Below are 24,709 nucleotides of genomic sequence, written 5' to 3'. Positions count from 1 at the left end.
TCTCTCCTGAGGTCACTAAAAGGCACCGGCGATCGGATGGCGGGCGACAAAATGCCCCGGTCCAACCTGCACTAGCGGTGCGGTAACGGGTTCATCGCCCAGCGCGCGGATCGGGCTGGGGATTTCATCGACCAGCAGCGGCTGGCGTTTATAAGCATGGTTAGGATCGGCCACCGGCACCGCCGCCATCAGCTTGCGGGTGTAAGCGTGCTGCGGGTTCTCAAACACCGCCCGACGCGGGCCAATCTCGACAATCTGCCCGAGATACATCACCGCTACGCGGTGGCTGATGCGCTCTACTACCGCCATATCGTGCGAGATAAACAAAAAGGCGATGCCGAACTCACGCTGCAGATCGAGCAGCAGATTGACGATTTGCGCCTGAATCGACACGTCGAGCGCCGACACCGATTCGTCAGCGATCACTACCTTGGGATTAAGCGCCAACGCGCGCGCAATGCAGATTCGCTGCCGCTGGCCACCGGAAAACTCATGCGGATAACGACGCGCATGCTCTGGTTTAAGCCCGACGCGTTCCAGCAGCCAGGCCACGCGCTCTTGTGCCGCCTTGCCACGTGCCACGTTATGTACCAGCAGCGGTTCCATGATCGAGAACCCGACGGTCAGACGCGGATCGAGCGAGGCGTAAGGATCCTGGAAGATAAACTGGATGTCCCGCCGCAGGTGCTGCAGCGCCGGGCCTTTCAACTGATTGATCTGACGACCGTCAAAGGTAATGGTGCCGCGCTGGCTGTCCACCAGCTTCAACAACGAGCGGCCAGTCGTGGATTTGCCGCAGCCGGACTCTCCCACCAGCCCCAGCGTTTCGCCGGGGTAGAGATCAAAACTGACGTTTTCCACCGCATGCACTCGCCGGGTGACGCGATTTAAAATACCGCTGCGTAGGTCAAAGCGCGTCACCAGATTTTCTACCCGCAGGATCGGCGTCACCCCCGGCGGTACGGTATCCTGCGGCCCGCCATTGTCTGCGCCGTTTGGCAACGGGAATTTCGCCGGGAAGTCCAACTCCGCCATTGATCCCAGCCTGGGTACCGCCGCCAGCAGCGCTTGGGTGTAGGGCTGTTGCGGCGCGGCAAACAGTTCGCGCACCGGCCCCTGCTCCACCTGTTCCCCCTGACGCATGACCAGTACCCGATCGGCTATCTCCGCCACTACGCCCATATCGTGGGTAATAAAAATCACCCCCATCTGCATTTCCTGCTGCAGTACGCGGATAAGCTGCAGGATTTGCGCCTGAATGGTGACGTCCAGCGCTGTGGTAGGTTCATCGGCAATCAATAAGGCCGGCTTGCAGGACAGCGCCATGGCGATCATCACCCGCTGGCGCATACCGCCGGAGAGCTGATGTGGGTAACGGTTAAGTACGTCTTTGGCTTCGGGAATGCGCACCAAATCGAGCATCTGCAAGGCGGCTTGTCTGGCGGCGCGGTGATCCATCGCCTGATGCAGGCGCAGAGATTCGGCGATCTGTTCCCCTACCGGGAATACCGGGTTCAGCGAGGTCATCGGTTCCTGAAAGATCATCGCCATATCGGCACCGCGCACCGTGCGTAATGTACCCTGACGTGCGTGGGCCAGATCGAGCACCTCGCCGTTACGCCGACGAAAGGGCATCGTCCCGCTGACGATGTTGCCACCCCCCTGTTCGACCAGGCGCATCAATGCCAGAGAGGTGACAGATTTACCCGAACCGGATTCACCGACGATCGCCAGCGTCTCGCCGCGATCGAGATCGAATGACAGGTTGCGCACCGCTTCTACGGTATCGCCCTGTTGTTGAAATTGGACGCTCAGATCGCGCACCGACAGCACGCGCTGCGGCGGCAATAATAGCCCGGCGTCGGCCGCAAGCGGCATTAAGGCATCGGTCATGCACCCTCCTGGCGATCGGTTAGCGGTAAATCCCTACGGACGGCGCATCGCCGACATAACCGAAACCGCGGTACATGCCTTCACTGTTGAAAGGCAGCGCCACGTTGCCGTGACTGTCGATGGCAATCATGCCGCCGCTGCCACCCATCGCCAGCAGTTTTTCCATCACCACCCGGTCAGTGGCCTGCTGCAGACTGAGCCCGGCGTACTCCATCAACGCGGAAACGTCATAAGCCGACACGCCGCGCATGAAGGTTTCCCCGGTACCGGTGCTGGAGACCGCCACCGTGGCATTGTTGGCGTAACAACCGGCACCGATGATCGGCGTATCCCCCACCCGGCCGGCCTGTTTGTTGGTCATGCCGCCCGTCGACGTTGCGGCCGCCAGGTTGCCCAGGGCATCCAGCGCCACCGCGCCAACGGTACCGAATTTACGATCGGGGTCGATCGGCTCACCGCTTTGCGCAGCGCCATCGTGATCGAGCAACACACGCCCAAGCTCTGCCTGAGCACGGTGCAGTTGGTCAAAACGTGGTTGGGTAAAGAAGAAATCGGGTGCGACCATTTCAAGATCGTGGGCGGCGGCAAATTTCTCCGCACCCTCCCCAGCGAACAGCACGTGCTGGCTGTTTTCCAATACCGCGCGCGCAGCCAGCACCGGATTGCGTATCCGGCTGACGCAGGCCACGGCACCGGCATCGCAGGTGCTCCCATCCATCACACAGGCATCCAACTCGTGGGTGCCCTGATGGGTGAATACCGAGCCTTTACCAGCATTAAACAATGGGCACTCTTCCAGCAGCCTTACCGCCTCGGTGACCGCATCCAGGGCGCTGCCACCCTGGGCCAGGATCTGCTGGCCGGCGGCGACGATGTCGGACAACGCCTGAATATACTCCTGTTCCTTTTCAGCACTCAGCGCCGCACGGGTAATTGCGCCCGCGCCGCCATGAATGGCAATCACTGGTTTGCTCATTTGCCTGTCACCCTGTGTTAATCCTGCCAATCCCGCCCCTTATTGAAGGGGAAATAGATTCACCTCGGCGGCAGCCCACAACGCGGCGGCCGGCAAGGCGACGGGTATAATTATTATTCGGCCTTTTCCCGACTATATTTAGCCGCGCTATCGAAGTAAAGCATAAAGTCTTCGCCCAGCTTTTAGCGTAGCCCGCTTAGATTATTTCGCACATTGAAATAGCTTAATGGAATAAAAACAGAGAGTTATAAATTGGAAAAACCGTTCTGAATAACGATTGGGATTTTTGGTAGAAACCCGTGAGGGGCACACAGTAATTACCGGCAAAAATAATCGATATCTCTAAATATCCGGCCGTTGTGCGTTCAACCTGCTGTTTTTTAGCCGGCTGAACGCAGATGATCAATATTTAGAATCCTGACCCCGGTAACAGCAGAAATGCTTCCTCCTCCGGGGTAGAGACTCGGCCTAATATCGCATTACGGTGTGGGTAACGGCCAAAGCGGTCAATAATGGCTTTGTGCCGCACTTCAAACTCCAACTGATTGGCATTGCCCAGCTCGGTATACAACGCCAAAGCCTGTTGATGAATCAACGCCGACTCTGAATGCATAAAGGGCAAATAGAGAAAGCCCCGTTGCTCTGGCGTAAGTCGTTCACATTGCCCACTACGGACCGCTTCCTGTGCCAGCACCAACGCCATGCAGTCGCTGGCAAATGAACGCGGCGTGCCGCGGAACAGGTTGCGACTGAACTGATCGAGCACGATCACCTCCGCCAACCGCCCCTCAATGCTGTCTCGCCAGTGCGCCAGCTCGCCGGCGGCGGCGGCCTGCCAGATCTGACCAAAGCGCGTATGCAACAGGCGATCGAAATCATCGTCCTTTTTGAACCACATTGCCGGTTCGATCTCGTCAAACCAAAAGTCTAATACCTGTCTGTGCATCACTGCCTCCCGTTGTTTACTTCAGCATAGCATCCTTCATAATACCCCCACTTTGCCGCCATTTGTCGCGCACCCTGATTACGGAGTTCCTTATGGATCATTGCCATACTTCCGATCTTATTTCCCTGGAGCAGGCGCTGGAGAAGATGCTCAGCCAGATCTCCCCCCTTCAGCAGACCGAATCCATTGCCCTGACCGCCGCCGCCGGCCGCATTACCGCCGCGCCGGTCATTTCGCCGATTGATGTACCGTCCTTCGCCAATTCGGCCATGGACGGCTATGCCGTGCGCCTCGCCGATCTGCAAGCCAACGCGCCGCTGCCAGTCGCGGGCAAAGCTTTTGCCGGTGCTCCGTTCGACGGCAACTGGCCAACCGGTACCTGCGTACGCATCATGACAGGCGCGCCTGTCCCAGCAGGGGCCGAGGCGGTGATCATGCAGGAGCAGGCCGAGATCAGCGATGCCGGCGTGCGCTTCACGGCCGAAGTGCAAGCCGGGCAAAATATTCGCCTGGCGGGGGAAGATATTCGCCAGGGTGCCGGGGTTTTACCTGCGGGTATCAGACTGGGCGCTGCGCAGTTGCCGCTGTTGGCCTCGCTCGGTGTCGCCGAGGTGCAGGTGGTACGTAAGCTGAAGGTGGCGGTATTCTCCACCGGCGACGAGTTACAGCCGGTCGGGCAGCCGCTGCAGGCGGGCCAAATCTATGATACCAACCGTTTTGCCGTACGCCTGATGCTGGAACAGTTAGGGTGCGAAACGCTGGATCTGGGCATTATCCGTGATGACCAAAACGCGCTGCGCGCCGCCTTCGAGCAGGCAGACCGCCAGGCCGATGTGGTGATCAGCAGCGGTGGCGTCTCGGTCGGTGAAGCCGACTACACCAAGCAGATGCTCGACGAGCTGGGCGAAGTCGGCTTCTGGAAGCTGGCGATCAAACCCGGTAAACCCTTTGCCTTCGGCAAGCTCAAGCAGGCCTGGTTCTGTGGCCTGCCGGGCAACCCGGTTTCCGCAGCGCTGACCTTCTACCAATTGGTGCAGCCGCTGTTGGCGAAGCTGGCGGGCCACAGCGACTGGCATTTGCCACCGCGTTTGCAGGCTCGCGCCCTGACCCCCCTGAAGAAAGCGCCGGGACGCCTTGATTTTCAGCGCGGCGTGTTTAGCAGCAACGCTCAGGGCGAGCTGGAAGTGAGCACCACCGGCCATCAAGGGTCACACGTGTTCAGTTCTTTCAGCCAGGGTAACTGCTTTATCGTGCTGGAGCGCGAACGCGGCTCCGTGGCAGTGGGCGAAAAAGTGGACATTGAGCCCTTCAACGCCTTGCTGAGGAGCTGAGCATGCTGCCGGAATTAACCGATGCCGAAGCGCTGCGCTATAACCGCCAGATTATCCTGCGTGGCTTTGACTTCGACGGTCAGGAAAAACTGAAGGCCGCCCGGGTACTGATTGTCGGCCTCGGCGGGTTAGGCTGTGCCGCCGCCCCCTATCTGGTCGCGGCGGGCGTCGGCCACCTGACGCTGGTTGATTTCGACACCGTTTCACTCTCTAACCTGCAGCGCCAAATCCTGCACCGCGACGCGCGCATCGGTATGGCGAAAGTTGAATCGGCCCGTCTCGAACTCAGTGCCATCAACCCACATGCTCAGATTGAAACTGTTGATGCACAGCTGGACGACGACCAGATGGCGGCGCAAATTGCCGCCTGCGATTTGGTGCTGGACTGCACTGACAACGTAGCGACGCGTAATCTGCTAAATCGCCTCTGTCATGCTCAGCGTAAACCTCTGGTGTCCGGCGCGGCGATCCGCATGGAAGGGCAGCTCAGCGTCTTCACCTATCAGCCCGGAGAACCCTGCTATCGCTGCCTGAGTCGGTTATTCGGCGACAACGCCCTTACCTGCGTCGAGGCCGGTGTCATGGCACCGCTGGTCGGTACCATCGGCACGCTGCAAGCGATGGAGGCCATCAAACTGCTGACGCAGTACGGCCAACCGCTCACCGGAAAACTGCTGATGTTTGATGCCATGACGATGCAGTTCCGCGAGATGAAGCTGCCGAAGGATCCGCAGTGCGACGTTTGCGGCGGGGAATAGCAGAAACAAAAAAGGCGGGAATGCTCCCGCCTGAGATTTTTTGACAAAGGGGGATAAAAGCGTGGTTTTTCCCCCTTTGTGTTATCAGCCGAAAATCAATAAATTGATTTTCCTGATTTGTTTTCAAAACCTTTAGCGCCTGCCGCCAAACATTATATGTTTGTCAGCAGTCTCTGGCGGGAATGCTCCCGCCCGAGTTTGATGACAAATTCGTCACCGGTTATAGCTTCGGGCGCAGCATGCCGCGCCTCTGCCGCTGGGTTACACGATACCCTGGCTACGCAGATAATCTTCGTAGTTGCCGGTAAAGTCGATCACTTTGGTCGGCGTCATTTCCAGTACGCGGGTCGCCAACGAGCTAACGAACTCACGGTCGTGGGAAACGAAGATCAAGGTGCCTTCGTACATTTCCAGCGCCATGTTCAGCGACTCGATGGATTCCATATCCAGGTGGTTGGTCGGTTCATCCATAACCAGGATATTAGGGCGCTGCATCATCAGCTTGCCAAACAGCATGCGGCCCTTCTCACCCCCGGACAACACCTTCACTTTCTTCTTGATGTCGTCCTGGCTGAACAGCAAACGGCCCAGCACGCTGCGCACCGCCTGCTCGTCGTCTTTTTCCTGCTTCCACTGGCTCATCCAGTCGAACACCGTCAGGGTGTCATCGAATTCGTATTCGTGATCCTGAGCGTAGTAACCGATCTTGGCATTTTCAGACCATTTCACGGTACCGCTGTCCGGCAACGTATCGCCCACCAGCGTTTTCAGCAGGGTAGATTTACCGATACCGTTCGGGCCCAACACCGCCACTTTCTCGCCCACTTCAACCATCAGGTTGAACTTGCTGAACAGAGGACCGTTGTCGAAACCTTTGGCCAGCGCTTCCACTTCCAGCGCGTTACGGAACAGTTTTTTGTCCTGTTCGAAACGGATGAAGGGGTTCTGACGGCTTGAAGCCTTAATTTCTTCCAGCTGGATCTTGTCGATCTGGCGGGCACGTGAGGTTGCCTGCTTGGATTTGGAGGCGTTGGCACTGAAGCGGCTCACGAACGATTGCAGTTCGTTAATCTGCGCCTTCTTCTTGGCGTTATCCGCAACCAGACGTTCACGCGCCTGAGTGGCCGCCGTCATATATTCGTCGTAGTTACCCGGATACACGCGCAGTTCGCCGTAGTCCAGATCCGCCATGTGAGTACAAACCATATTCAGGAAGTGACGGTCGTGCGAAATGATAACCATGGTGCTGTTACGTTCGTTCAGCACCTGCTCCAGCCAACGGATGGTGTCGATATCCAGGTTGTTGGTCGGTTCGTCGAGCAACAGAATTTCCGGATCGGAGAACAGCGCCTGCGCCAGCAATACGCGCAGTTTGAAGCCCGGTGCGATTTCGCTCATCGGGCCATAATGTTGTTCAACCGGGATGCCGACGCCGAGCAGCAGTTCGCCGGCGCGCGCTTCGGCGGTATAACCGTCCATCTCGCCGTAGGCCACTTCCAGATCGGCCACTTTATAGCCGTCTTCTTCGCTCATTTCAGCCAGCGCATAAATGCGATCGCGTTCTTCCTTCACCGCCCACAGTTCATTGTGGCCCATGATGACGGTGTCCAGCACGCTGTATTGCTCGAAAGCGAACTGATCCTGACGCAGTTTACCCAGGCGCTCGTTCGGATCGAGGAACACGTTGCCGCCGCTCGGCACCAGATCGCCGCCCAGGATTTTCATAAATGTGGATTTGCCGCAGCCGTTGGCGCCGATCAAACCATAGCGGTTACCGCCGCCAAACTTAACGGAGATGTTTTCAAACAGCGGCTTACTGCCAAACTGCATAGTGATGTTGTTAGTGCTTAACACAGCGCTCGCTCTTCATATCATTGGGAATGTGATTTGGCGCGCATTATGCCATAACGGGCAACAGAGATCGCGGGAAGTTTCGGTGACAATTTGAGCAAAGGTGCGGCGGCAGGCCAAGTGGAAAGAACGTCTCGGCCTGTGGGAGGTGAATGCAGAGGTTTACCAACACCCCTGTTTTAGAATACTGAAATAAACATCGCTGAATTTCTCTTTCCTTAAAACATCCCCTTTCAATACCGAAACCGGTTGATCCCACACTTGGGTGAAATTGGGTTCTCCGGTTTTGTTATTGAGCTTTTTTAAGCCGCAGGCAGCATAAAGTTTCGCTTCTGGGGTTGCCTGCGGGTTATTGGCAATACGCAAGAAAACGGCCCCCGCGTCCTGGTAGGTTAGGATTTCTATTACATCGGTTTCTCCGGCACTGCCAATGCCAACAAACCCGTTCATTCCCAAAGAGAAATGAGTCACCTTGGATAAATTATTTTCTGTTGCTTCACGGTGTTGCTCAGCGGCGTAACCGTTGAGGGAACATAAAGAAACAAAAACCAAAATAATAACGCTCAAGATCCTTTTCACAAAAACCTCCCTATTCAGCCAAGAGTGAAAGTGACGATCGGACCAGCTCTGTGCCCCACACTACCACGGTATTCAGCCGGTTTTATAGCGGGCCGGAATGTCCCTGGCTAAATTTCTGCCGGTGCAAGACCTCGATAAACGCCCGTGACGCCGCGCTACGGTAGGCGTCTTTACGTTGCAGCAACACCGCCCGGCGAGCGGGCATGACGTCGGTAAGCCGTACCGGGTGCAACTGCGGGTTTTCCTGCGCAACCGCTGCCGGTAGCAGGGTAGCCAGTTGGCCACGGCGCACAATTTCAATGATGGCACCAATTGCGTTGGCCTCCATTGCTACCCGGGGGCGGATCCCCTGTCGACGACAATAATCGTCGATAAACTGACGGGTAGCGAAGTCCTCGCTTAATAACACTAGCGGTTGCTGTTCGAACACCTGCGCACTCAAAGGCTCACGCTGTTGAACCAGCGGGTGCTGAGCCCCAACCATCATATTCAGTGACTCGGTAAACAGCTCCTCGGCCACGATGTCCACCGATTGCGCCTGACTGAACGCGATCCCCACATCCAGCCGATCTTCCGCCAGAAGCGCCTCGATCCTGTCCTGCGTCATTTCATGAATACTCACCGAAACGCCCGGATATTGCCGATAAAAAGCATCGATAACAGGCCCCACCAGATAGGCGGTAAAGGTTGGCGTCATCGCCAGCCGCAAATTACCGCGTTCCAGCGTCGCCACGTCGTGGATCGCCCGAGTGCCGGCTTCAAGATCCTGCAGCGCCAGCCGGGCATAGCGCATCCAGGCCATACCGGCGTCGGTCAGGCGCACCGTTCGGCCGGAACGATCAAACAGAGGCGTTCCCAGGTTTTCTTCCAACTGCTTGATTTGTTGCGACAGCGTCGGTTGCGAGACGTGTAGCGCTTCGGCGGCGCGGGTGAAGTTGCCCTGTTCGGCAACGGCAAGAAAATAACGGATGTGTCGCAGCAGCATAACGCCTCAACTATTAGTAATTTCTATGGAGACCATTATAAATGGGTCTTAGACCCTATAGCCAGAGCGGCGCATCATGCCCCCATCGCTTAACAGCATCCTGATGGAGAAAGCATGAAAGAGGTTATTGAGGGTTTTTTGAAGTTCCAACGCGAGGCGTTTGTCGAACGGTCCGAACTGTTCCGGCAGTTGGCCACGCGCCAGAACCCACGCACCCTGTTTATCTCATGTTCCGACAGCCGCCTGGTGCCGGAACTGATCACCCAGCGTGAGCCGGGTGACCTGTTCGTGATCCGCAATGCCGGCAATATCGTGCCTTCGTTCGGCCCGGAGCCGGGTGGCGTAACAGCTTCTGTGGAATATGCCGTCGCCGCACTCGGCGTGGAAGATATCGTGATCTGCGGACACTCCGACTGCGGCGCAATGACCGCCATCGCCACCTGTCAGTGCCTGGATCATATGCCAACCGTAGCGAATTGGCTGCGTTACGCCGATTCAGCCAAGGCGGTGAATCAGGCCCATCCGCATACCTCTGAAAGTGAACGCGTCAGTTCGATGGTACGTGAGAACGTCATCGCACAACTGACCAATATTAAAACCCATCCTTCAGTGGCGCTGGCGCTTGAGCAGGGCCGGTTGAAGCTGCACGGTTGGGTCTATGACATTGCCAGCGGCTGTATTGAAGCGCTGGATGGCGAAACCCGCCGCTTTATTCCACTGGCCACCAATCCAAATGTCACGGCTACCCCTGCCGTATCCCGTTTTTGATCTCAATAAGGAGATAACATGACACAGTCCCTGCATTATTCATCCCCACGCGAAACCTTGACCGACACCATTATGGCCGCCAAGATCCGTAAAAACCTGACTTTCGAAGCGATCAACCAGGGTACCGGGCTGAGTCTGGCCTTCGTCACCGCCGCTCTGCTGGGTCAGCATCCGCTACCAGAACAGGCGGCGCGTGTGGTGGCCGCCAAGCTCGATCTGGACGAAGACGCCATCCGTCTGCTGCAAACCATTCCGCTGCGCGGCAGCATCCCTGGCGGTGTGCCGACCGATCCAACCATTTATCGCTTTTATGAAATGGTGCAAATTTACGGCTCCACGCTGAAAGCGCTGGTGCATGAGCAGTTTGGCGACGGCATTATCAGTGCGATAAACTTCAAACTGGACATCAAGAAAGTGCCGGATCCGGACGGTGGCGAACGCGCGGTGATCACCCTGGACGGTAAATACCTGCCAACCAAGCCTTTCTGATCCTGACGATGCCGGCGATAGCGTCGCCGGCATCGGATGCTTTTCTCCGCAGTCTCTGCGCTTCACCCCATCTATTCACCGTATCTGATAAGGCTCAGGCGTTCTTCCTCGGTAGGGGCGACAAAATATTGCGTGAGCAGATCGAAGGTCTCTTCACTGAGCACAAAGGGATGTTCACCTTGCTCATTTCTGTGTTTTATTCTGCTCTTGCACTGCGCATTGCTGACATCCAGAAAATGCAGGCAGTGCGCTACACCGGCCTCCTCCGCCAGTTGTCTGCCCCATAAGCGCCGATCCGGCGTATTCATCGGAAAATCCAGCACCACCGACAGACCATGCCGCAGCAGTTGCACCAAATGCTCGCTCAGCACCTGCCGCAGGTTGGCGGAATAACGAACGTAGTCCTTTAGGGTTTTCATCTGCTGGTCATATAACGTTGCCAACCAGCTATCTTCAACGATCAGCAGCGTATGGGGCTGCTGCGCCAGTCGATTTGCCAGAGTTGATTTGCCGGAGCCGGCTTTGCCGCACATCAAATGTAAAACGGCGTGGGAAGAATTATTCATGGCGTTCTCCTGAAGGTGAGTACCGGCAGGAGGAAAAGATGGCCCGCCTTACCGGCGGGTTTTAGCATGACAGAGACGCGCTATCCCACCACTCCGAGAATGGTGATAATAATCTGCGCGAATGAAACCTTGTTTATGCTCATACATTATCAATAAGGCAAATCCCCACATATTGTCAACAACGCTGTGCCTCACAGAGTCATAACTGATAATGGCCGCGCACTTTACCCCGCGTGATAGCCGCGGCTGTCATGCGGGGTCTGTTCTCGCTGATCCAGACCATAGTCCCGCACCACCTCAGCCACCCGCAGGCGATACTGTGCCAGCACGCCATGGCGGCCCCGTTTCTGTGCGGCTCGGTGCTGCTCGACATTTCGCCACTGCTGTACCGCCGCCTCATCACGCCAAAAGGACAGTGACAGCAGCCGCTGTGGATCGGCCAGGCTTTGAAAACGCTCAATGGAAATAAAACCGTCAATTTCTGCCAGTAGCGGCTTCAGATCGGCGGCCAAATCAAGGTAGGTCTCACGCTGGCCGTCAGCGGCCTGCAGCTCAAAAATAACGGCAATCATAAGGCGCTCCTGTCAGAGGTAAAACTCAGGCACACATGCATTTTGTGAACTCATCCTAACGGTGGACGCACAGCCATACTTCGCCTAATCTCGAAGTATGAATAACATCGATATTGAAGATCGTCTGGCGGCACTGAGCGGTGCCATTGCCGACCGCACCCGGGCGCGCATGCTGTGCCTGCTGATGGATGGTCGCGCTTATACCGCCACCGAACTCAGCGCCGCGGTGGACGTTGCCGCCTCTACCGCCAGCGGCCATCTGGCACGCCTGCAGGAACAGCGACTGATCGCCTGCGTCAAGCAAGGGCGTTACCGCTATTTCCGTCTGACAGGGCCGGAAGTCGCCGCCGCGCTGGAAACGCTAATGGCACTGGCCGGCGTCGAAAAGCCCGTGGTGAAAAGCACTACTCCGACGTCATTGCAATTCGCTCGTACCTGTTATGACCATCTCGCCGGTGAAGTGGCGGTAAAACTGCACCAACGCCTGCATCAGCTAACCTGGTTAGAGGGTGAGGAAGACTATCGGTTAAGCGAGGCCGGCCACGCTGCACTCACTCGGTTGGGCGTCGACTGTTCCCCTGCGCCCTCACGAAGGCGCTTCGCCTGCGGCTGCCTGGACTGGAGCGAGCGCAAGGCCCATCTGGGTGGTGCATTAGGTGCGGCGATGCTTACCGCATTTATCCGTCGTGGCTGGATAAAACGCCAGTTGGAGAGTCGTGAACTGCAGCTCACCGCCAGCGGGAAAAAAGCGCTTAAAGCACATTTTGACCTCACTGTTTAACCTCACAACAGGTTAGTTTTGGTGCAATACTCAATAAGCAAACCGTCAACCCGAGGACTCCCCATGCTCGATCAAACCCAATTCCCAATCACCAAACTGTGGCCGGCGCAGCATCCGGAGCGGCTGCAGCTCTATTCGCTGCCCACGCCGAACGGGGTAAAAGTTTCTATCATGCTGGAGGAGATCGGCCTGCCGTATGAAGCGCACCTGATCGACATCGGCAAAAACGAGACCTGGACGCCCGAGTTTTTGTCGCTGAACCCGAACGGCAAGATCCCGGCAATCATCGATCCCGATGGCCCTGGCGGCCAGCCATTACCCCTGTTCGAATCCGGTGCCATTCTGCTGTATCTGGCGGAAAAAAGTGGCAAGTTCCTGCCGCAGGATCCGGCTCTGCGTTATGAAACCATTCAGTGGGTATTTTTCCAAATGGCGGCCGTTGGCCCCATGTTCGGTCAGCTCGGCTTCTTCCACCGTTTCGCCGGTCGTGAATACGAAGATAAGCGCCCGCTTGAGCGTTATAAGAATGAGTCGAAACGCCTGCTGGGCGTACTGGAAAGCCGGCTTGAAGGCCGCGACTGGATCATGGGCCAGGATTACACCATTGCCGACATTTCACTGTTGGGCTGGGTGCGTAATCTGATCGGCTTCTACGAAGCCCGCGAGATAGTCGATTTCGACAGTTTCCCACGTGTAGGGCAATGGCTGGAGCGCGGTCTGGCACGACCGGCGGTGCAACGCGGCGTCAACATTCCCGCCCGCAGCGAATAATGGCTTGCCTGGGATAGCCGCCCGGCTATCCCTTTTGCGTCTTCTTTACCGTCATAAAAGTGTCACACCCCTGCATTACCCTCCCTGCTTAACAAGTTCGTGTTATACCCCTATGATTTTTAAGCCACAGTCAGGCATCCTGCTCGCTCATCCCCAGGCGCTTACTCCAGTAAGTAACCTGGGGTTAGCGAGTGCTGGTAACCACGCTGTAGCTTGAAAGGCGACCGGGTATTTATGTTTTTTTATTACGACAAGGAGCTTTCCCCGATGTTGCAGCCTGTTTCCCTGATCGCCAGTGCCGTGTTATCCGCCTTATTATGCTCAAGCGCCTTCGCCGATGAGACGCAGGCCAACGCTGCCGGACTTTCTGAGCGTGCGGCTCGCGGCAATATCGTTGAACCCGGCGGAGCACGTCGCCTGAGTGGCGATCAAACCGCGGCATTGAAAGCTTCGTTGTCTGATAAAACGGTCAAGAATGTGATTTTGCTGATTGGCGACGGCATGGGCGATTCGGAAATCACTTCGGCACGCAACTATGCCGAAGGCGCAGGCGGCTATTTCAAAGGCATCGATGCCCTGCCGTTAACCGGCCAATACACCCATTATTCGCTGGACAAGAAAACCCACAAGCCGGATTACGTCACTGACTCCGCCGCCTCGGCGACTGCCTGGTCCAGCGGCGTCAAAACCTATAACGGCGCGCTGGGCGTTGACGTTAATGGCAAAGACCAACCGACCTTATTGGAAATTGCCAAAGCGGCGGGTAAAGCCACCGGCAACGTTTCCACCGCAGAGTTGCAAGACGCCACACCTGCGGCGCAGATTTCCCACGTCACCTCGCGTAAATGTTACGGCCCGGAAGAGACCAGTGAAAAATGCGCAACCAACGCGCTGGAAAATGGCGGCCGCGGTTCGATCAGTGAACAGTTACTCAAAGCCCGCGCCGACGTCACCTTAGGCGGCGGAGCAAAATCCTTTAATCAGTTAGCCAAAAGTGGCGAATGGCAGGGAAAATCACTGAAAGAGCAGGCAACTGCATTAGGTTATCAGTGGGTGGAAAACCTCGATGCCCTGAACGCCGTTAACGTCGCCAATCAGCAAAAGCCGCTGTTGGGGCTGTTTGCCGCCGGCAATATGCCGGTGCGCTGGCAGGGGCCGAAGGCCAGCTATCACGGTAATCTCGACCAACCGGCGGTGACCTGTCAGAACAACCCGGCACGTACGGCGGATATCCCGACGCTGGCGGTTATGACCGAGAAAGCCATCGACCTGCTGAAAACCAACAAAAATGGTTTCTTCCTGCAGGTTGAAGGCGCATCGATCGACAAACAGGATCATGCCGCCAACCCGTGCGGCCAGTTCGGGGAAACTGTCGATCTGGATGAAGCCGTGCAGAAAGCATTGGAATTCGCCCGTGCCGACGGCAACACTCTGGTGATCGTCACCGCTGACCATGCTCACTCCAGCCAGATTATCGCCGCCGACGCCAAAGCGCCGGGCCTGACGCAAATGCTGACCACCAAAGATGGCGCACCAATGACCATCAGCTACGGCAACTCGGAAGAGGATTCGCAGGGCCACACCGGCACCCAGCTGCGTGTTGCCGCCTACGGCCCGCATGCCGCCAACGTCGTCGGGCTGACCGATCAGACAGATTTGTTCTATACCATGCGTGACGCCATGGCGATCAAGTAAGCTAACGACCCCGTCCACTGATTAATTAAACCCTGTTCATCGTTGCTCACGCCGGCGATGAACAGGGTTTTCGCCGTTTGAAACCTCCAGGCTACTGCTATATTGTGGGACCTGTATTCCTCGCAAAAATGTTCTGCCCTGTCCGTAAACAAACCAATGTGATCCCACCCGACAATAAGGATGAGCTCTTGCATTTGATTACCCTGCCCTTCACCACCGAACGCCTGCAACTGCGCCGCTTCACGCTCGACGATCTCGAAGCCTACTCGACTTACCACCGTTTGCCGGAGGTCTATCGTTATCTGTATGCCCCCACCCCGGACAACGCGCAACTGGCCGATCAGCTTGCTCAGGCGATAGCTTCGCGCTTCAGTCAGGACGGCGATATTTTTTATTGCGCCGTCACCCTGAAGGACAGCGGAGAGCTGATCGGTGAAGTGTTGTTGAAACTGGCTAACCGCGCAGCATTACAAGCCGAGATCGGTTATATCTTCAGCCCGGCCTATGCCGGTAAAGGTTATGCCAGCGAAGCCGTGCAAGCGGTGTTGGATCGGGGGTTTAACCAAGTGGGCTGCCACCGCATTTTTGCCCGGCTCGATGCTGCCAATCAGGGGTCTATCGGGGTCGTCGAACGTCTGGGGATGCGCAAAGAGGCGCACCTGCGACAAAACGATCGTTTCAATGGCCAATGGGGTGATGAACTGATTTATGCACTGCTGAAAGAAGAGTGGCCGTCGGCAGCAATGAAGGCCCGCCGCTAAGCGTCAACCAGCATCTTGGCCGCACTGAAATGCCCGGCGGCCATTTTCATTTTGTTACCTGCTGCTATTTGCCATTATTCCATAAATATTGTGTGATAATGGCATATCGTTTAAATCAGCGGCAATTAGACCTTATTAATTTAGCGGTTATATTTAAATAAAAATAATAAATGAATGATTCCTGCCTTTAATGGGCTTTTTTTAGTTACAAAAGTAGTTTTTAACAATATTGCAAACAATAATATCCCCGCAGTAACCAGAGTTGAACAACCTGTCCCCAGACAGCCTGTAATAATCCACTTTTCGTTAAGAAAACGATTAACAAAAAGACATTATCACTGTCACTCGGCTTAGCCGGGCGGGTTAGTTTTACTTATTTCCAGGGTAACTCCCGATAAATTCTTTCACCTGCAATGAGTAGAATTTACACACAAGAGATTTGATTCAATGAGAAAATTACTCGTCCTGATCTTCTGTCTGAACCTGTTTGGCGTTACGCAACAGGCGACGGCGGAAGAGAATAAGTCCGTTGATGTGGTACTGATCGGCGGTGGCATCATGAGCGCCACGCTGGGGACCTACCTGCATGAGCTGGAGCCAAACTGGTCCATCGACATGTATGAGCGCATGAACGGCGTGGCTGAAGAAAGCTCCAACGGCTGGAACAACGCCGGTACCGGTCACTCCGCCTTCGCTGAAATGAACTATACCCCGGAAAAAAAAGACGGCACCATCGACATCAGCAAAGCCGTGGTGGTTAACGAGTCTTTTGAAATCTCGCGTCAATTCTGGTCTTATCAGGTGAAAAATAACGTCCTGAAAGATCCAAAATCCTTTATTAACAGCGTGCCGCACATGAGCTTTGTCTGGGGTGACGACAACGTCAACTTCCTGCGCAAACGCTATGCCGCACTGCAACACAGCACCCTGTTCCGTGGTATGGAGTACTCAGAAGACCCTAACCAGATTAAACAGTGGGCTCCGCTGGTGATGAACGGCCGCGATCCGGCGCAGAAAATTGCTGCGACCCGCATGCCGCTGGGTACCGACGTTAACTTTGGCGTGATCACCCACCAACTGGTGGACACGCTGACCAAAAACCCGAACTTCAAGCTGAACCTGAGCCATGAAGTCCGCGACATCAAGCGCAACGCCGACAACACCTGGCGCGTCACCGTGGCCGATCTGAACCGTGACGGCAAAGAAACCACCGTGAATGCCAAATTCGTGTTTATCGGTGCAGGCGGTGCTTCTCTGACGCTGCTGCAAAAAACCGGCATTCCCGAAGCCGAAGGCTACGGTGCCTTCCCGGTCGGCGGTCAGTTCCTGGTCACCACCAACCCAGAAATCGCTGACCAACACCTGGCCAAGGTTTATGGCCTGGCCAGCGTAGGTTCACCGCCGATGTCGGTTCCGCACCTGGATACCCGCATGCTGGACGGCAAGCGTGTCTTGCTGTTCGGACCGTTCGCCACCTTCTCCGGCAAGTTCCTGAAAAACGGTTCGCTGTTCGACCTGCTGCACTCCCTGAGCACTTCGAACCTGATGCCAATGACCCACGTCGGGCTGGACAACTTCGACCTGGTGAAATACCTGGTGGGTCAGTTGATGATGAACGACGACGATCGTTTCGCTGCGCTGAAAGAGTACTTCCCTGAAGCCAAACAGGCAGACTGGAAACTGTGGACTGCCGGCCAACGCGTGCAGATCATCAAAAAAGATGCAGATAAAGGTGGCGTACTGCAGTTCGGTACCGAAGTGGTCAGCTCCGAAGATGGCAGCATTGCCGCTCTGCTGGGTGCATCACCGGGCGCATCAACTGCCGCACCGATCATGCTGCACCTGATGGAGAAAGTGTTCAAAGATAAAGTGGCTACGCCGGAATGGCAGAGCAAACTGAAAGAGATCATTCCGTCTTACGGCCACAAGCTGAACGGCGATATTGAAATGACCAACAAGATCCGCGGCTACACCAGCAGCGTCTTGCAGTTGGACTATATCGAAGTGAAGCCGGAAACTAACTGATCCCCGCCTTTCCCCTCTTTGCTCAAGGCCGCCACGTGCGGCCTTTTTCATTTCCCTGCGACCCAAAGAGCACGTTTAGCCACCTTTTTCCTCCGGGTTAACACTTGCGTAACCCGTCTCCGCGGCCTATTATCAAAGTACTAGCTTGGATAATTACTGTTACCTACTGTGACCTGAATGTCGTACCCGCAGGAGAACTAAAACAATGGATCGCGTTAATATCATTCACGATTTGCTGGACTGGATTGAAACCCATCTGGATCAGCCGTTACTGTTAGACAACGTAGCGGCGAAGTCAGGCTACTCCAAGTGGCACCTGCAAAGGATGTTCCGCAGCACTACCGGGCATGCTTTAGGCAGTTACATCCGCGAGCGTCGACTGTCGCAAGCCGCGCAAGCACTGCGTTCGACACCGCGCCCTATTCTCGACATTGCCCTGCAGTTCCACTTTGATTCTCAGCCGTCTTTTTCACGCGCATTTAAAAAACAGTTCGGCAAAACGCCGGCGGTTTATCGTCGTACAACCCGCTGGGACGTCGCAGAGATGCACCCGCAACCGATAGAACCGCTGAACGGGCATCGCCACGAGTCCCCTGGCGTGCATCTGTGGTATGCCGGTAAATGCCTGGACAGTGTCTGTACCAACTGGGTTGGTCAACACTGAGAGAAATTGCATTAAAAAAGGGGTTCAGCCTGCGCTGAACCCCTTTTTTTATTGAGAAATCTTACTTGAAGGTGACGTCGATATTGGCCGACGCGGTGAATGGCCCCACCTTCGGGTTGGTATTCAGCCATTTCAGGCTAGCCAAAAAGTTCTTCTCAACGATGGTACCGTTGACCAGGCCCAGATCAACCGGGGAGTTCATCATGATCGGCGTGTTCGGCGTTGCGGCCTGCGAAATTAAAATACCGAAGCCGCTGTTGCTGGTTGGCATAATCAGACTGTTATCCTGCAAGGGATAAGTGGTGCTGAAACTGGCCTGCAAGGTTTCCCCTTTGCAATCCTGCCCGGTTGTCGGGTCAGACATGTTAGCCGCAACGGAGAAAGGAACCTGCTTCTCGATTTTGCCGGCCACCGCATTTTGACGCGGAATGGTGCCAAAGTTTACGGTTGAACCGTTGTTAGCCACCACGGTAATTTTCGGGTTACAAGAGATAAACTGAATGTTGCCCAACCCGGAAATATAGGCGTTAAAGTTACTGTCTGGCGTGCCGTTCAGACCACCAACCCCATCCACCTGGAATACGGAATACGCGTTATTGTCATTGATCTTGCCGCCCGCAGGTGGCGCCTTACCCGTCGCCTTGATGTAAATGGCATAGGAAACCGTCACGGTCAACGACCTGGCTGGTGAAAGACATCGTGAGCCGGAACGACGACACTCGGTACCCGGCCCCACGTCTTGCTTGGCACCTTTAGTTGGCTTGATATCAAGGCCGTTGTAGGTTACACCGACTTCAATCGAGTTATGGATCTGGCTCATGCGAGCCTTAGGATCCCAGTACAGGAAGGCATTTTCCCCTTTTGGGTTATTCCAGTCATCCACACACTGGAAGGTCGAAGTGAAGGTCTGTGAACGCCACAGTAATGCCCCAGGGGCAGTATTGGCCGTTGACACCTTGATCGCCTTATCCAACACGATATCCTGACGAATGTTGCCATTCTGCTTACAAGCCAGCGCAAAGCTGCTCTGCGAGAACGTCCCCAGCGTGACCAGCAGCCCTGCCGCCAGCCCGAGGTTTTTATGTTTTAACAACAAAGAAGACATATTCATTCCTTTTACGGTTTTCCGCAGGTCAGCGAAAGTTCCTGATAGCCCATCAGCTGTTCGGTCGCCGATTTCAGTTCCGGCACCACCAGTGAACAGCTGTCGCCGGCATCGCTGCCCCATTTAACCAACAGGCGATCCCCTGCGGATGCGCCGGAGATATAAATATCCCCATTGGTACCCACGGTACCGTTGTTCTTGCCGTCGGCGCTAAACACGTTGGCGCCGATTGGCGGTACGCTGCCGTCCAACAGTTTACTGTGTACCAGCAGGCTTTGGCCGGTATGCGTTTCAAATTTCACGCGGGTAATGGCGCCATATGTCGGTACCACGTCGCGGGCCGCCATCGGGATATCCAGGCCGTTGCCGATATCCTCAGTGCGCAACGCCACGCGGTTATGACGATAAGGTGAGGCCGAGGTCATTACCGCGTAACCGAAGCGGTCGATAGCCACACCCGGCTGGTTTTCCAGACGGACGCCCTTGGCATCTTTGGCCTCAACCAGCACAAAGGTATTTTGCAGCGGCTGGGTCAGCGTCACGCCGCCGGAGTGCGCCACGATACCGCCCGACACGCCCAGGGTAGACTGCTGGTAATCATTGCTGTAGCTGTAACCGGCATTGACGGTACCCATGCTGCCCTGGTAGCCGACGTTAGCCGAGCTGGTTTGGCCGGAGTAACGATCGTGACCACTTTGCACCGCGTAGTTCAGGCGGTTATCGTCCAGCGCGGTACCACTCAGGCCAGCGCTGTATGTATTACCGCTCTGCTTGCTGTGACCGGCGTTGAAGCTGGCCGTCATATCAGACGAATCGCGGCTGAAGAAGCTGAACGGAATAGAGACGCTCATGTTGATGCTGCGATCTTTATAACCGTAGTTGCTGCGGCTGTCCTGATAGAACACGCCGTAGCTGATATTTTTGTAGCTGCTGTTAAAGCCGGTTTGAACCGTGCGATCCTGGCCGGAGCCGCCCCAATATGACTGGTTGCTGATATTGGTATACAGCGTTGAGTTACCGGCAATACGCTGGTTGATCGACAACTCTACACGCTGGCGTTTGTTATTGAAACGGCTGGTGTAATAGGTACGACGACGTGATTCTGCCCAATCCGGCACGCCCAGATTGCGGTCATTCTCATCGTAGTAATCGTTACGGTAGACGCCGTTTTCATAGCGATCGCGTTCCGCAACCGCATCAGAGAAATCATAGTAACCAGAGGTCGAGTAACGGTAACCGGCGATCTGGAATTCGGTGCCCCAGTCGTTGAGCGATTTGGAGTACAGGAAGCGGAAGCTCTCCCCCTGTTTGTCGTCACCGTTGACCAGGTTGGTGTCGGAATAGGACATATCGAAGGAAACTGCCCCCCAGACACCCATGTTTTTACCCATACCCACTACCGCCGAACGGTAATTTTCCGCGACCAGCACCCCACCATAAGGCGTGATGTCATACGCCATGCCGTGGGACAAGGTGCCTTGCACAAACTTCGGCTGGTATTTGGTGGTGCCGTCATGGTATTTACCGGCGGTCATCTGGTAGTCCCAGATCCCTTCGCGCAGCATGTTCGGCACGGAAGAGAACGGCACCACGAAAGAGGTTCTTGAACCGTTGGCCTCAATGACCGTGACGTTCAGGTTACCGCTCAAGGTGCTTGGGAAGATGTCGGTCAGCGCAAACGGACCCGGCGGCACGTTGGTGCTGTAAATGGTGTAGCCGTTTTGGCGGATCTCAACGCGGGCGTTGGTCGACGCCACGCCACGGACCACGGGCGCGTAACCGCGCTGGCTTTCCGGCAGCATATCGTTGGCGCTGGAAATCTGCACACCGCGGAACTGAATGCTGTCGAATACGTTGTTATTGGTGTTGGTCTGGCCAATCACCAGACGGCTGCGCAGGGAAACGATGTCGGTTTCCGCCCAGCTTGAAACGGTATTCCAGTGCGTGCCGGCACCCGACTGCTGATTCAGCGTCGAGTTGTTACGCAGGCGCCAATTACCGACATTGATGCCGTTGTTCAGGCTCAGGAAGTAGTAGTCGGATGTTTTATCGTTGGCGTTATTACGGTAATTATTATGGTTGCCGCTGAAGTTATAGTTAACGAAACCGGCGTTAATCCCGCGATCGTAAACCTTCGGCGAGATAGCACCCTGTGGACGCGGCTCCAGGAATATCTGCGGCACTTCCAAATCCATACGCTGTATGGCTGCGTCGTAGCTCAGCTTGGCACCCGAAATTTGCTGTGACAGAGCGTAGCACTGTGCGGCACCTTCGGTTTTCATATCGCCCGGCAGTTTTACACCGTAGTCCTGGTAATCCTGCGCAGTCAGGCAAGGCGTTACCGGCGTGTCTTTGGCGTCTTTTTTGAATTCGATGTCACGGTGATCGATACGCTGTCCGTTCAGGTAAATATCGAACGGATATTTACCTGGCAGGATATCATCGCCGCTGGACAACGCTGCCACCTGGGCAATGTTGTCATCGCCATGGATGAAGGAGGTGTTGAACTGCTCCTCCGCCATGGCCATATGAGAGAATGAAAATGGCACCGCAGAAAAATAAATTACACCATTAATCAGCCTGACCAAACGTTTTGGCGTGAGGGTTGTTATTCTTTTATGTGCCATTTTTTGTTCATTCCTTGAAGGGCTTAAATCAATTTAATGCAACGTTCTTAATCTCGGTGTGGCCGCCGTAATCGTTGATATAGGTGAACGACATACTGTTGGCCGACTGCGCGCCCTGTGGCAGAGCAATCCGCAGGCTATCTTGCGGTTTCACCATGTCGGCATTCACTTTCCAGCTTTTGCCACCGCTTTTCAGCGTCAGTACACCCAGCGTCACAAACAGTGGACCATTGTTGGTCACCACCAGATTGCTGCCCTGACGCTGCCATTTCAGTGCCTCTGCCTGCTGTTGCAGGTTGGCCTTCAAGGCTTCTGGGCGGTAGAACAGTTTGATACGGGTACGGATCGCCACCTGCAGCACGTTGTCTTGCTTAGGCGTTGGCGGAATTTCCTGTACGTTTACCCAGAGCAGACTTTCTCTGTCCTGCGGTAACCCGCTGCCGGAATAAATAAAGCGCAGAATTGCGTCTTTTTTGGCAGCCAGTTTTAAAATAGGTGGAGTGACCACGATCGGTAAATTCTTCGGCATCTGGCTTGAATCGCCAGTATCCAACCAGGTTTGCACCATATAGGTGTCGTCGCTGTCATTGCTGATTGAGAGCGATGCGGATTTACTTCCGCTGTTATAAATTACGCGCGTCGAATCAACCTGAATTCCGGCAAAAGCATTTACGGAAAACGCGAATAAAATACAAGAAAGCACTTTTTTCATCGGAATATCTCAACTCTCAGAATTTAGCCGTCCGTGGCCAATAGCTCTATCTATCCTGCCAGCGAATTAAATTACTTGTATTCGATGGTGAAGGTAGCGTTAGAGTTTGCCTGACCCGCAGTTACCAGATCCTGGTAAGATTTATAACGAGCGCGCAGGTTGAAAGTCGCAGAACCTGGGTTGTCGCCATCAGCAGCAACAGAAACGGTCGCTGGGGTAGCAACTTCCTGAGAGATTGGCAGAGTTGCGCCGTTGTTATCCAGGATTTCAACGCCAACGCCGTTAGCGCCGCCAGTTACAGCCAACAGCTCTGGGTGGCCAGCTGGGGTGTTACCGTCGAAACGCAGGGTGTAGTTACCCGCTTCACATTTCTCCAGGCTAATATCGAAAGCTTTAGCACCGCTGGTAGAACCAGAAGTTGGGAATGCGGTAGTAGGGTATTTACCCAGGTAAACTTCTTTATTCTGGTCTTTATCAACAACTTTACAGGTGGACTGTACGATTTCACCGGTGAATTTAACGTTGCCGCTTGCAGCAGTAGCGTTATAAGCAGTAGCAGACAATACCAGCGCGGCCAAAGGCAATAATACTTTTTTCATTTCCAGCTCCATAGAAAAACAATAAAATAATCGATTCAGTGACAGACGAATATATAGTTCCCCGGCACTGAGCATACACTCAGCGATAGCACTCCTTGCTTAAAAGGAGTGTTGCCTCGATGAACCCATTGCCGGACGAAATATAGACTAAGCGCATTCTTATTGTTAAATCGTTTAAAACATTCATAACCCCCCTCTTGATAGGAATAAACTATCAACAAATACCTATCGATCGATGTTGACGATTCAATCGAATAGGAATAATCTGTGTTTTGGAAAGTCATGCAGTCAGACATTTTTCTTTAAGGCCTGATTAACAGCATATTATTCCGTATATTTACATTTTGTTACCTTTAGAGCCCTTTGGACTTCACGACTAAATGCGCGTTAAATGGTCTGCAAGCGACATTTCACAATCACGTCGCACCAAATAAGACATTTACCTATAAACAGCCTGATATTGAATTAATTTTAGTTAAAAAACAGGCAGTTACATATCAATCAAGGGATTGAGGAATGCGCAGTTCTTTTAGAGAGAAAAATAACGGAATTAATTATGTTTTCCAGCCAATGTTCGCAAAATCCGGACAATTGCTGGCCGTTGAGTGCCTATCTCGATTCACTTTTAATAGTGAATATGCGCATTTTTCTCCTGAACAGTTCTTTCGTACTGCCGATAGCGAGACCCGAATTGAGATTCTGTTAGACCAGGTCAGTCTGATAGAGAAATATAATCACTGGTTTCGTGAAAATCAGGTTATAGCCACGCTGAATGTAGATGACCATTCTCTACGCTCGTTGGCCAATAGCCATTTTGCAGAAAGAATTAGCGCCACTCGCTGTATACATTTCGAAATCAGTGAGAACTCAACCCGTTTGGTTAAAGATCGCGTTCATGGCGATCCTTCACTAAAGAGCTATTCATTTTGGCTCGATGATTTTGGTTCTGGCTATGCGGGTTTTTCCGCGCTGTATAACAGCCAGTTCCGCTTCGTTAAACTCGACCGCTTTTTGTTATGGGACTTTATGAAAAAGTCGGGCGGCGACGGTTTAATGCGCGCTTTATTGCGCTTTTTTTACCTTAATCATTACAAGGTAATTATTGAAGGGGTTGAAACCCCCGAGCATAAAAAATGGCTGGACGAAATGCCATATTACGCACTGCAGGGAAAGCTGTGGAAGGAATCCGACATCAAGGATTTGAACTCGCTTCTTACAGCTGAATACTTTTAACTCATTATGGGTGTTTGCCATT

The 24,709-nt window shown here is 54.5% G+C and carries 23 protein-coding genes; 11 read left to right on the top strand and 12 right to left on the bottom strand.

Annotation, left to right across the window (positions count from 1 at the left end):
* Window positions 1–15: 15 nt before the first annotated feature.
* The 3 genes from M2407_RS02710 to M2407_RS02700 form a co-directional block, all read right to left on the bottom strand.
* Complete coding sequence (locus tag M2407_RS02710) at window positions 16–1,893, bottom strand: dipeptide ABC transporter ATP-binding protein (protein WP_259216691.1); 1,878 nt, start codon at window positions 1,891–1,893, stop codon at window positions 16–18.
* Window positions 1,894–1,912: 19 nt separating this feature from the next.
* Window positions 1,913–2,869, bottom strand: coding sequence for an isoaspartyl peptidase/L-asparaginase family protein (locus tag M2407_RS02705; protein WP_020825978.1), 957 nt, complete (start codon window positions 2,867–2,869; stop codon window positions 1,913–1,915).
* 409 nt (window positions 2,870–3,278) lie between these two features.
* Window positions 3,279–3,815: a DUF924 family protein gene (locus M2407_RS02700; RefSeq protein WP_128864029.1), complete on the bottom strand. Its 537-nt coding sequence runs from the start codon at window positions 3,813–3,815 to the stop codon at window positions 3,279–3,281.
* A 92-nt stretch (window positions 3,816–3,907) separates the two neighbouring features.
* Between M2407_RS02700 and moeA the strand changes: the two genes are divergently transcribed.
* On the top strand, window positions 3,908–5,146 hold the full coding sequence (moeA, locus tag M2407_RS02695; RefSeq protein WP_259216690.1) for a molybdopterin molybdotransferase MoeA: 1,239 nt from the start codon (window positions 3,908–3,910) through the stop codon (window positions 5,144–5,146).
* Window positions 5,147–5,148: 2 nt separating this feature from the next.
* On the top strand, window positions 5,149–5,904 hold the full coding sequence (moeB, locus tag M2407_RS02690; RefSeq protein ID WP_020825975.1) for a molybdopterin-synthase adenylyltransferase MoeB: 756 nt from the start codon (window positions 5,149–5,151) through the stop codon (window positions 5,902–5,904).
* Window positions 5,905–6,165: 261 nt separating this feature from the next.
* Here the strand turns inward: moeB and M2407_RS02685 are convergent, their stop codons facing one another.
* The 3 genes from M2407_RS02685 to cynR all read right to left on the bottom strand — a co-directional run bounded on the left by M2407_RS02685 (window position 6,166) and on the right by cynR (window position 9,319).
* Entirely contained in the window at window positions 6,166–7,758 is a 1,593-nt protein-coding gene (locus tag M2407_RS02685) for an ABC-F family ATPase (RefSeq protein ID WP_071827008.1), read from the bottom strand.
* A gap of 159 nt (window positions 7,759–7,917) precedes the next feature.
* Window positions 7,918–8,334, bottom strand: a complete 417-nt coding sequence (gene mchS3 / locus M2407_RS02680) for an MchS3 family protein (protein ID WP_128864025.1) — start codon at window positions 8,332–8,334, stop codon at window positions 7,918–7,920.
* 82 nt (window positions 8,335–8,416) lie between these two features.
* Window positions 8,417–9,319, bottom strand: coding sequence for a transcriptional regulator CynR (gene cynR / locus M2407_RS02675; RefSeq protein ID WP_128864024.1), 903 nt, complete (start codon window positions 9,317–9,319; stop codon window positions 8,417–8,419).
* A gap of 114 nt (window positions 9,320–9,433) precedes the next feature.
* Between cynR and M2407_RS02670 the strand changes: the two genes are divergently transcribed.
* Window positions 9,434–10,087 (top strand): carbonic anhydrase, encoded by a 654-nt coding sequence (locus tag M2407_RS02670; RefSeq protein ID WP_046374088.1) that lies wholly within the window; start codon window positions 9,434–9,436, stop codon window positions 10,085–10,087.
* 18 nt (window positions 10,088–10,105) lie between these two features.
* Window positions 10,106–10,576 carry a cyanase gene (gene cynS, locus M2407_RS02665; RefSeq protein WP_046374089.1) on the top strand — a complete coding sequence of 157 codons (471 nt, stop codon included), beginning with the start codon at window positions 10,106–10,108 and terminating at the stop codon, window positions 10,574–10,576.
* Window positions 10,577–10,647: 71 nt separating this feature from the next.
* Here the strand turns inward: cynS and M2407_RS02660 are convergent, their stop codons facing one another.
* Complete coding sequence (locus M2407_RS02660) at window positions 10,648–11,142, bottom strand: ATP-binding protein (protein ID WP_259216686.1); 495 nt, start codon at window positions 11,140–11,142, stop codon at window positions 10,648–10,650.
* 224 nt (window positions 11,143–11,366) lie between these two features.
* Window positions 11,367–11,714, bottom strand: a complete 348-nt coding sequence (locus M2407_RS02655; protein WP_020825969.1) for an antibiotic biosynthesis monooxygenase — start codon at window positions 11,712–11,714, stop codon at window positions 11,367–11,369.
* A gap of 97 nt (window positions 11,715–11,811) precedes the next feature.
* On the opposite strand from M2407_RS02655, the gene M2407_RS02650 reads away from it, so the two are divergent.
* The 6 genes from M2407_RS02650 (at window position 11,812) to M2407_RS02625 (ending at window position 18,411) form a co-directional block, all read left to right on the top strand.
* Window positions 11,812–12,495 carry a helix-turn-helix transcriptional regulator gene (locus M2407_RS02650; protein WP_128864021.1) on the top strand — a complete coding sequence of 228 codons (684 nt, stop codon included), beginning with the start codon at window positions 11,812–11,814 and terminating at the stop codon, window positions 12,493–12,495.
* A gap of 63 nt (window positions 12,496–12,558) precedes the next feature.
* A complete protein-coding gene (locus M2407_RS02645) occupies window positions 12,559–13,266 on the top strand; it encodes a glutathione S-transferase N-terminal domain-containing protein (protein WP_259216685.1) in 708 nt (235 codons plus the stop codon).
* Window positions 13,267–13,533: 267 nt separating this feature from the next.
* Window positions 13,534–14,961, top strand: coding sequence for an alkaline phosphatase (phoA, locus tag M2407_RS02640; protein ID WP_201895572.1), 1,428 nt, complete (start codon window positions 13,534–13,536; stop codon window positions 14,959–14,961).
* 188 nt (window positions 14,962–15,149) lie between these two features.
* Window positions 15,150–15,722 (top strand): GNAT family N-acetyltransferase, encoded by a 573-nt coding sequence (locus tag M2407_RS02635; RefSeq protein ID WP_259216683.1) that lies wholly within the window; start codon window positions 15,150–15,152, stop codon window positions 15,720–15,722.
* Between the two features lie 447 nt (window positions 15,723–16,169).
* On the top strand, window positions 16,170–17,747 hold the full coding sequence (locus tag M2407_RS02630) for a malate:quinone oxidoreductase (RefSeq protein WP_020825962.1): 1,578 nt from the start codon (window positions 16,170–16,172) through the stop codon (window positions 17,745–17,747).
* Window positions 17,748–17,952: 205 nt separating this feature from the next.
* Window positions 17,953–18,411: a helix-turn-helix domain-containing protein gene (locus tag M2407_RS02625; RefSeq protein WP_044549267.1), complete on the top strand. Its 459-nt coding sequence runs from the start codon at window positions 17,953–17,955 to the stop codon at window positions 18,409–18,411.
* Window positions 18,412–18,472: 61 nt separating this feature from the next.
* Here M2407_RS02625 and M2407_RS02620 read toward each other — a convergent pair whose 3' ends face one another.
* From M2407_RS02620 to M2407_RS02605, 4 genes are all read right to left on the bottom strand, one after another.
* Complete coding sequence (locus M2407_RS02620; RefSeq protein WP_259216681.1) at window positions 18,473–19,516, bottom strand: fimbrial protein; 1,044 nt, start codon at window positions 19,514–19,516, stop codon at window positions 18,473–18,475.
* Between the two features lie 11 nt (window positions 19,517–19,527).
* Window positions 19,528–22,143, bottom strand: a complete 2,616-nt coding sequence (locus tag M2407_RS02615) for a fimbria/pilus outer membrane usher protein (RefSeq protein ID WP_020825959.1) — start codon at window positions 22,141–22,143, stop codon at window positions 19,528–19,530.
* Window positions 22,144–22,171: 28 nt separating this feature from the next.
* On the bottom strand, window positions 22,172–22,855 hold the full coding sequence (locus M2407_RS02610; protein WP_020825958.1) for a molecular chaperone: 684 nt from the start codon (window positions 22,853–22,855) through the stop codon (window positions 22,172–22,174).
* A 71-nt stretch (window positions 22,856–22,926) separates the two neighbouring features.
* On the bottom strand, window positions 22,927–23,454 hold the full coding sequence (locus tag M2407_RS02605) for a fimbrial protein (RefSeq protein ID WP_012005952.1): 528 nt from the start codon (window positions 23,452–23,454) through the stop codon (window positions 22,927–22,929).
* A gap of 516 nt (window positions 23,455–23,970) precedes the next feature.
* Between M2407_RS02605 and M2407_RS02600 the strand changes: the two genes are divergently transcribed.
* Window positions 23,971–24,687 carry an EAL domain-containing protein gene (locus tag M2407_RS02600; protein WP_217330978.1) on the top strand — a complete coding sequence of 239 codons (717 nt, stop codon included), beginning with the start codon at window positions 23,971–23,973 and terminating at the stop codon, window positions 24,685–24,687.
* Window positions 24,688–24,709 lie beyond the last annotated feature (22 nt).

The sequence above is a fragment of the Serratia sp. BIGb0234 genome (assembly GCF_024809915.1).
In the GTDB taxonomy this organism is placed as follows: domain Bacteria; phylum Pseudomonadota; class Gammaproteobacteria; order Enterobacterales; family Enterobacteriaceae; genus Serratia; species Serratia liquefaciens.
Note: the sequence above shows the minus strand (reverse complement) of the source record. Positions and strands in the feature narration are given on the sequence as shown.

Excerpts from the sequence above, each read along its gene's own strand:
- M2407_RS02710 (WP_259216691.1), bottom strand. The coding sequence starts at position 1,893 with ATGACCGATGCCTTAATGCCGCTTGCGGCCGACGCCGGGCTATTATTG.
- M2407_RS02705 (WP_020825978.1), bottom strand. The coding sequence starts at position 2,869 with ATGAGCAAACCAGTGATTGCCATTCATGGCGGCGCGGGCGCAATTACC.
- M2407_RS02700 (WP_128864029.1), bottom strand. The coding sequence starts at position 3,815 with ATGCACAGACAGGTATTAGACTTTTGGTTTGACGAGATCGAACCGGCA.
- moeA (WP_259216690.1), top strand. The coding sequence starts at position 3,908 with ATGGATCATTGCCATACTTCCGATCTTATTTCCCTGGAGCAGGCGCTG.
- moeB (WP_020825975.1), top strand. The coding sequence starts at position 5,149 with ATGCTGCCGGAATTAACCGATGCCGAAGCGCTGCGCTATAACCGCCAG.
- cynR (WP_128864024.1), bottom strand. The coding sequence starts at position 9,319 with ATGCTGCTGCGACACATCCGTTATTTTCTTGCCGTTGCCGAACAGGGC.
- M2407_RS02670 (WP_046374088.1), top strand. The coding sequence starts at position 9,434 with ATGAAAGAGGTTATTGAGGGTTTTTTGAAGTTCCAACGCGAGGCGTTT.
- cynS (WP_046374089.1), top strand. The coding sequence starts at position 10,106 with ATGACACAGTCCCTGCATTATTCATCCCCACGCGAAACCTTGACCGAC.
- M2407_RS02660 (WP_259216686.1), bottom strand. The coding sequence starts at position 11,142 with ATGAATAATTCTTCCCACGCCGTTTTACATTTGATGTGCGGCAAAGCC.
- M2407_RS02655 (WP_020825969.1), bottom strand. The coding sequence starts at position 11,714 with ATGATTGCCGTTATTTTTGAGCTGCAGGCCGCTGACGGCCAGCGTGAG.
- M2407_RS02650 (WP_128864021.1), top strand. The coding sequence starts at position 11,812 with ATGAATAACATCGATATTGAAGATCGTCTGGCGGCACTGAGCGGTGCC.
- M2407_RS02645 (WP_259216685.1), top strand. The coding sequence starts at position 12,559 with ATGCTCGATCAAACCCAATTCCCAATCACCAAACTGTGGCCGGCGCAG.
- phoA (WP_201895572.1), top strand. The coding sequence starts at position 13,534 with ATGTTGCAGCCTGTTTCCCTGATCGCCAGTGCCGTGTTATCCGCCTTA.
- M2407_RS02630 (WP_020825962.1), top strand. The coding sequence starts at position 16,170 with ATGAGAAAATTACTCGTCCTGATCTTCTGTCTGAACCTGTTTGGCGTT.
- M2407_RS02625 (WP_044549267.1), top strand. The coding sequence starts at position 17,953 with ATGGATCGCGTTAATATCATTCACGATTTGCTGGACTGGATTGAAACC.
- M2407_RS02620 (WP_259216681.1), bottom strand. The coding sequence starts at position 19,516 with ATGTCTTCTTTGTTGTTAAAACATAAAAACCTCGGGCTGGCGGCAGGG.
- M2407_RS02615 (WP_020825959.1), bottom strand. The coding sequence starts at position 22,143 with ATGGCACATAAAAGAATAACAACCCTCACGCCAAAACGTTTGGTCAGG.
- M2407_RS02610 (WP_020825958.1), bottom strand. The coding sequence starts at position 22,855 with ATGAAAAAAGTGCTTTCTTGTATTTTATTCGCGTTTTCCGTAAATGCT.
- M2407_RS02605 (WP_012005952.1), bottom strand. The coding sequence starts at position 23,454 with ATGAAAAAAGTATTATTGCCTTTGGCCGCGCTGGTATTGTCTGCTACT.
- M2407_RS02600 (WP_217330978.1), top strand. The coding sequence starts at position 23,971 with ATGCGCAGTTCTTTTAGAGAGAAAAATAACGGAATTAATTATGTTTTC.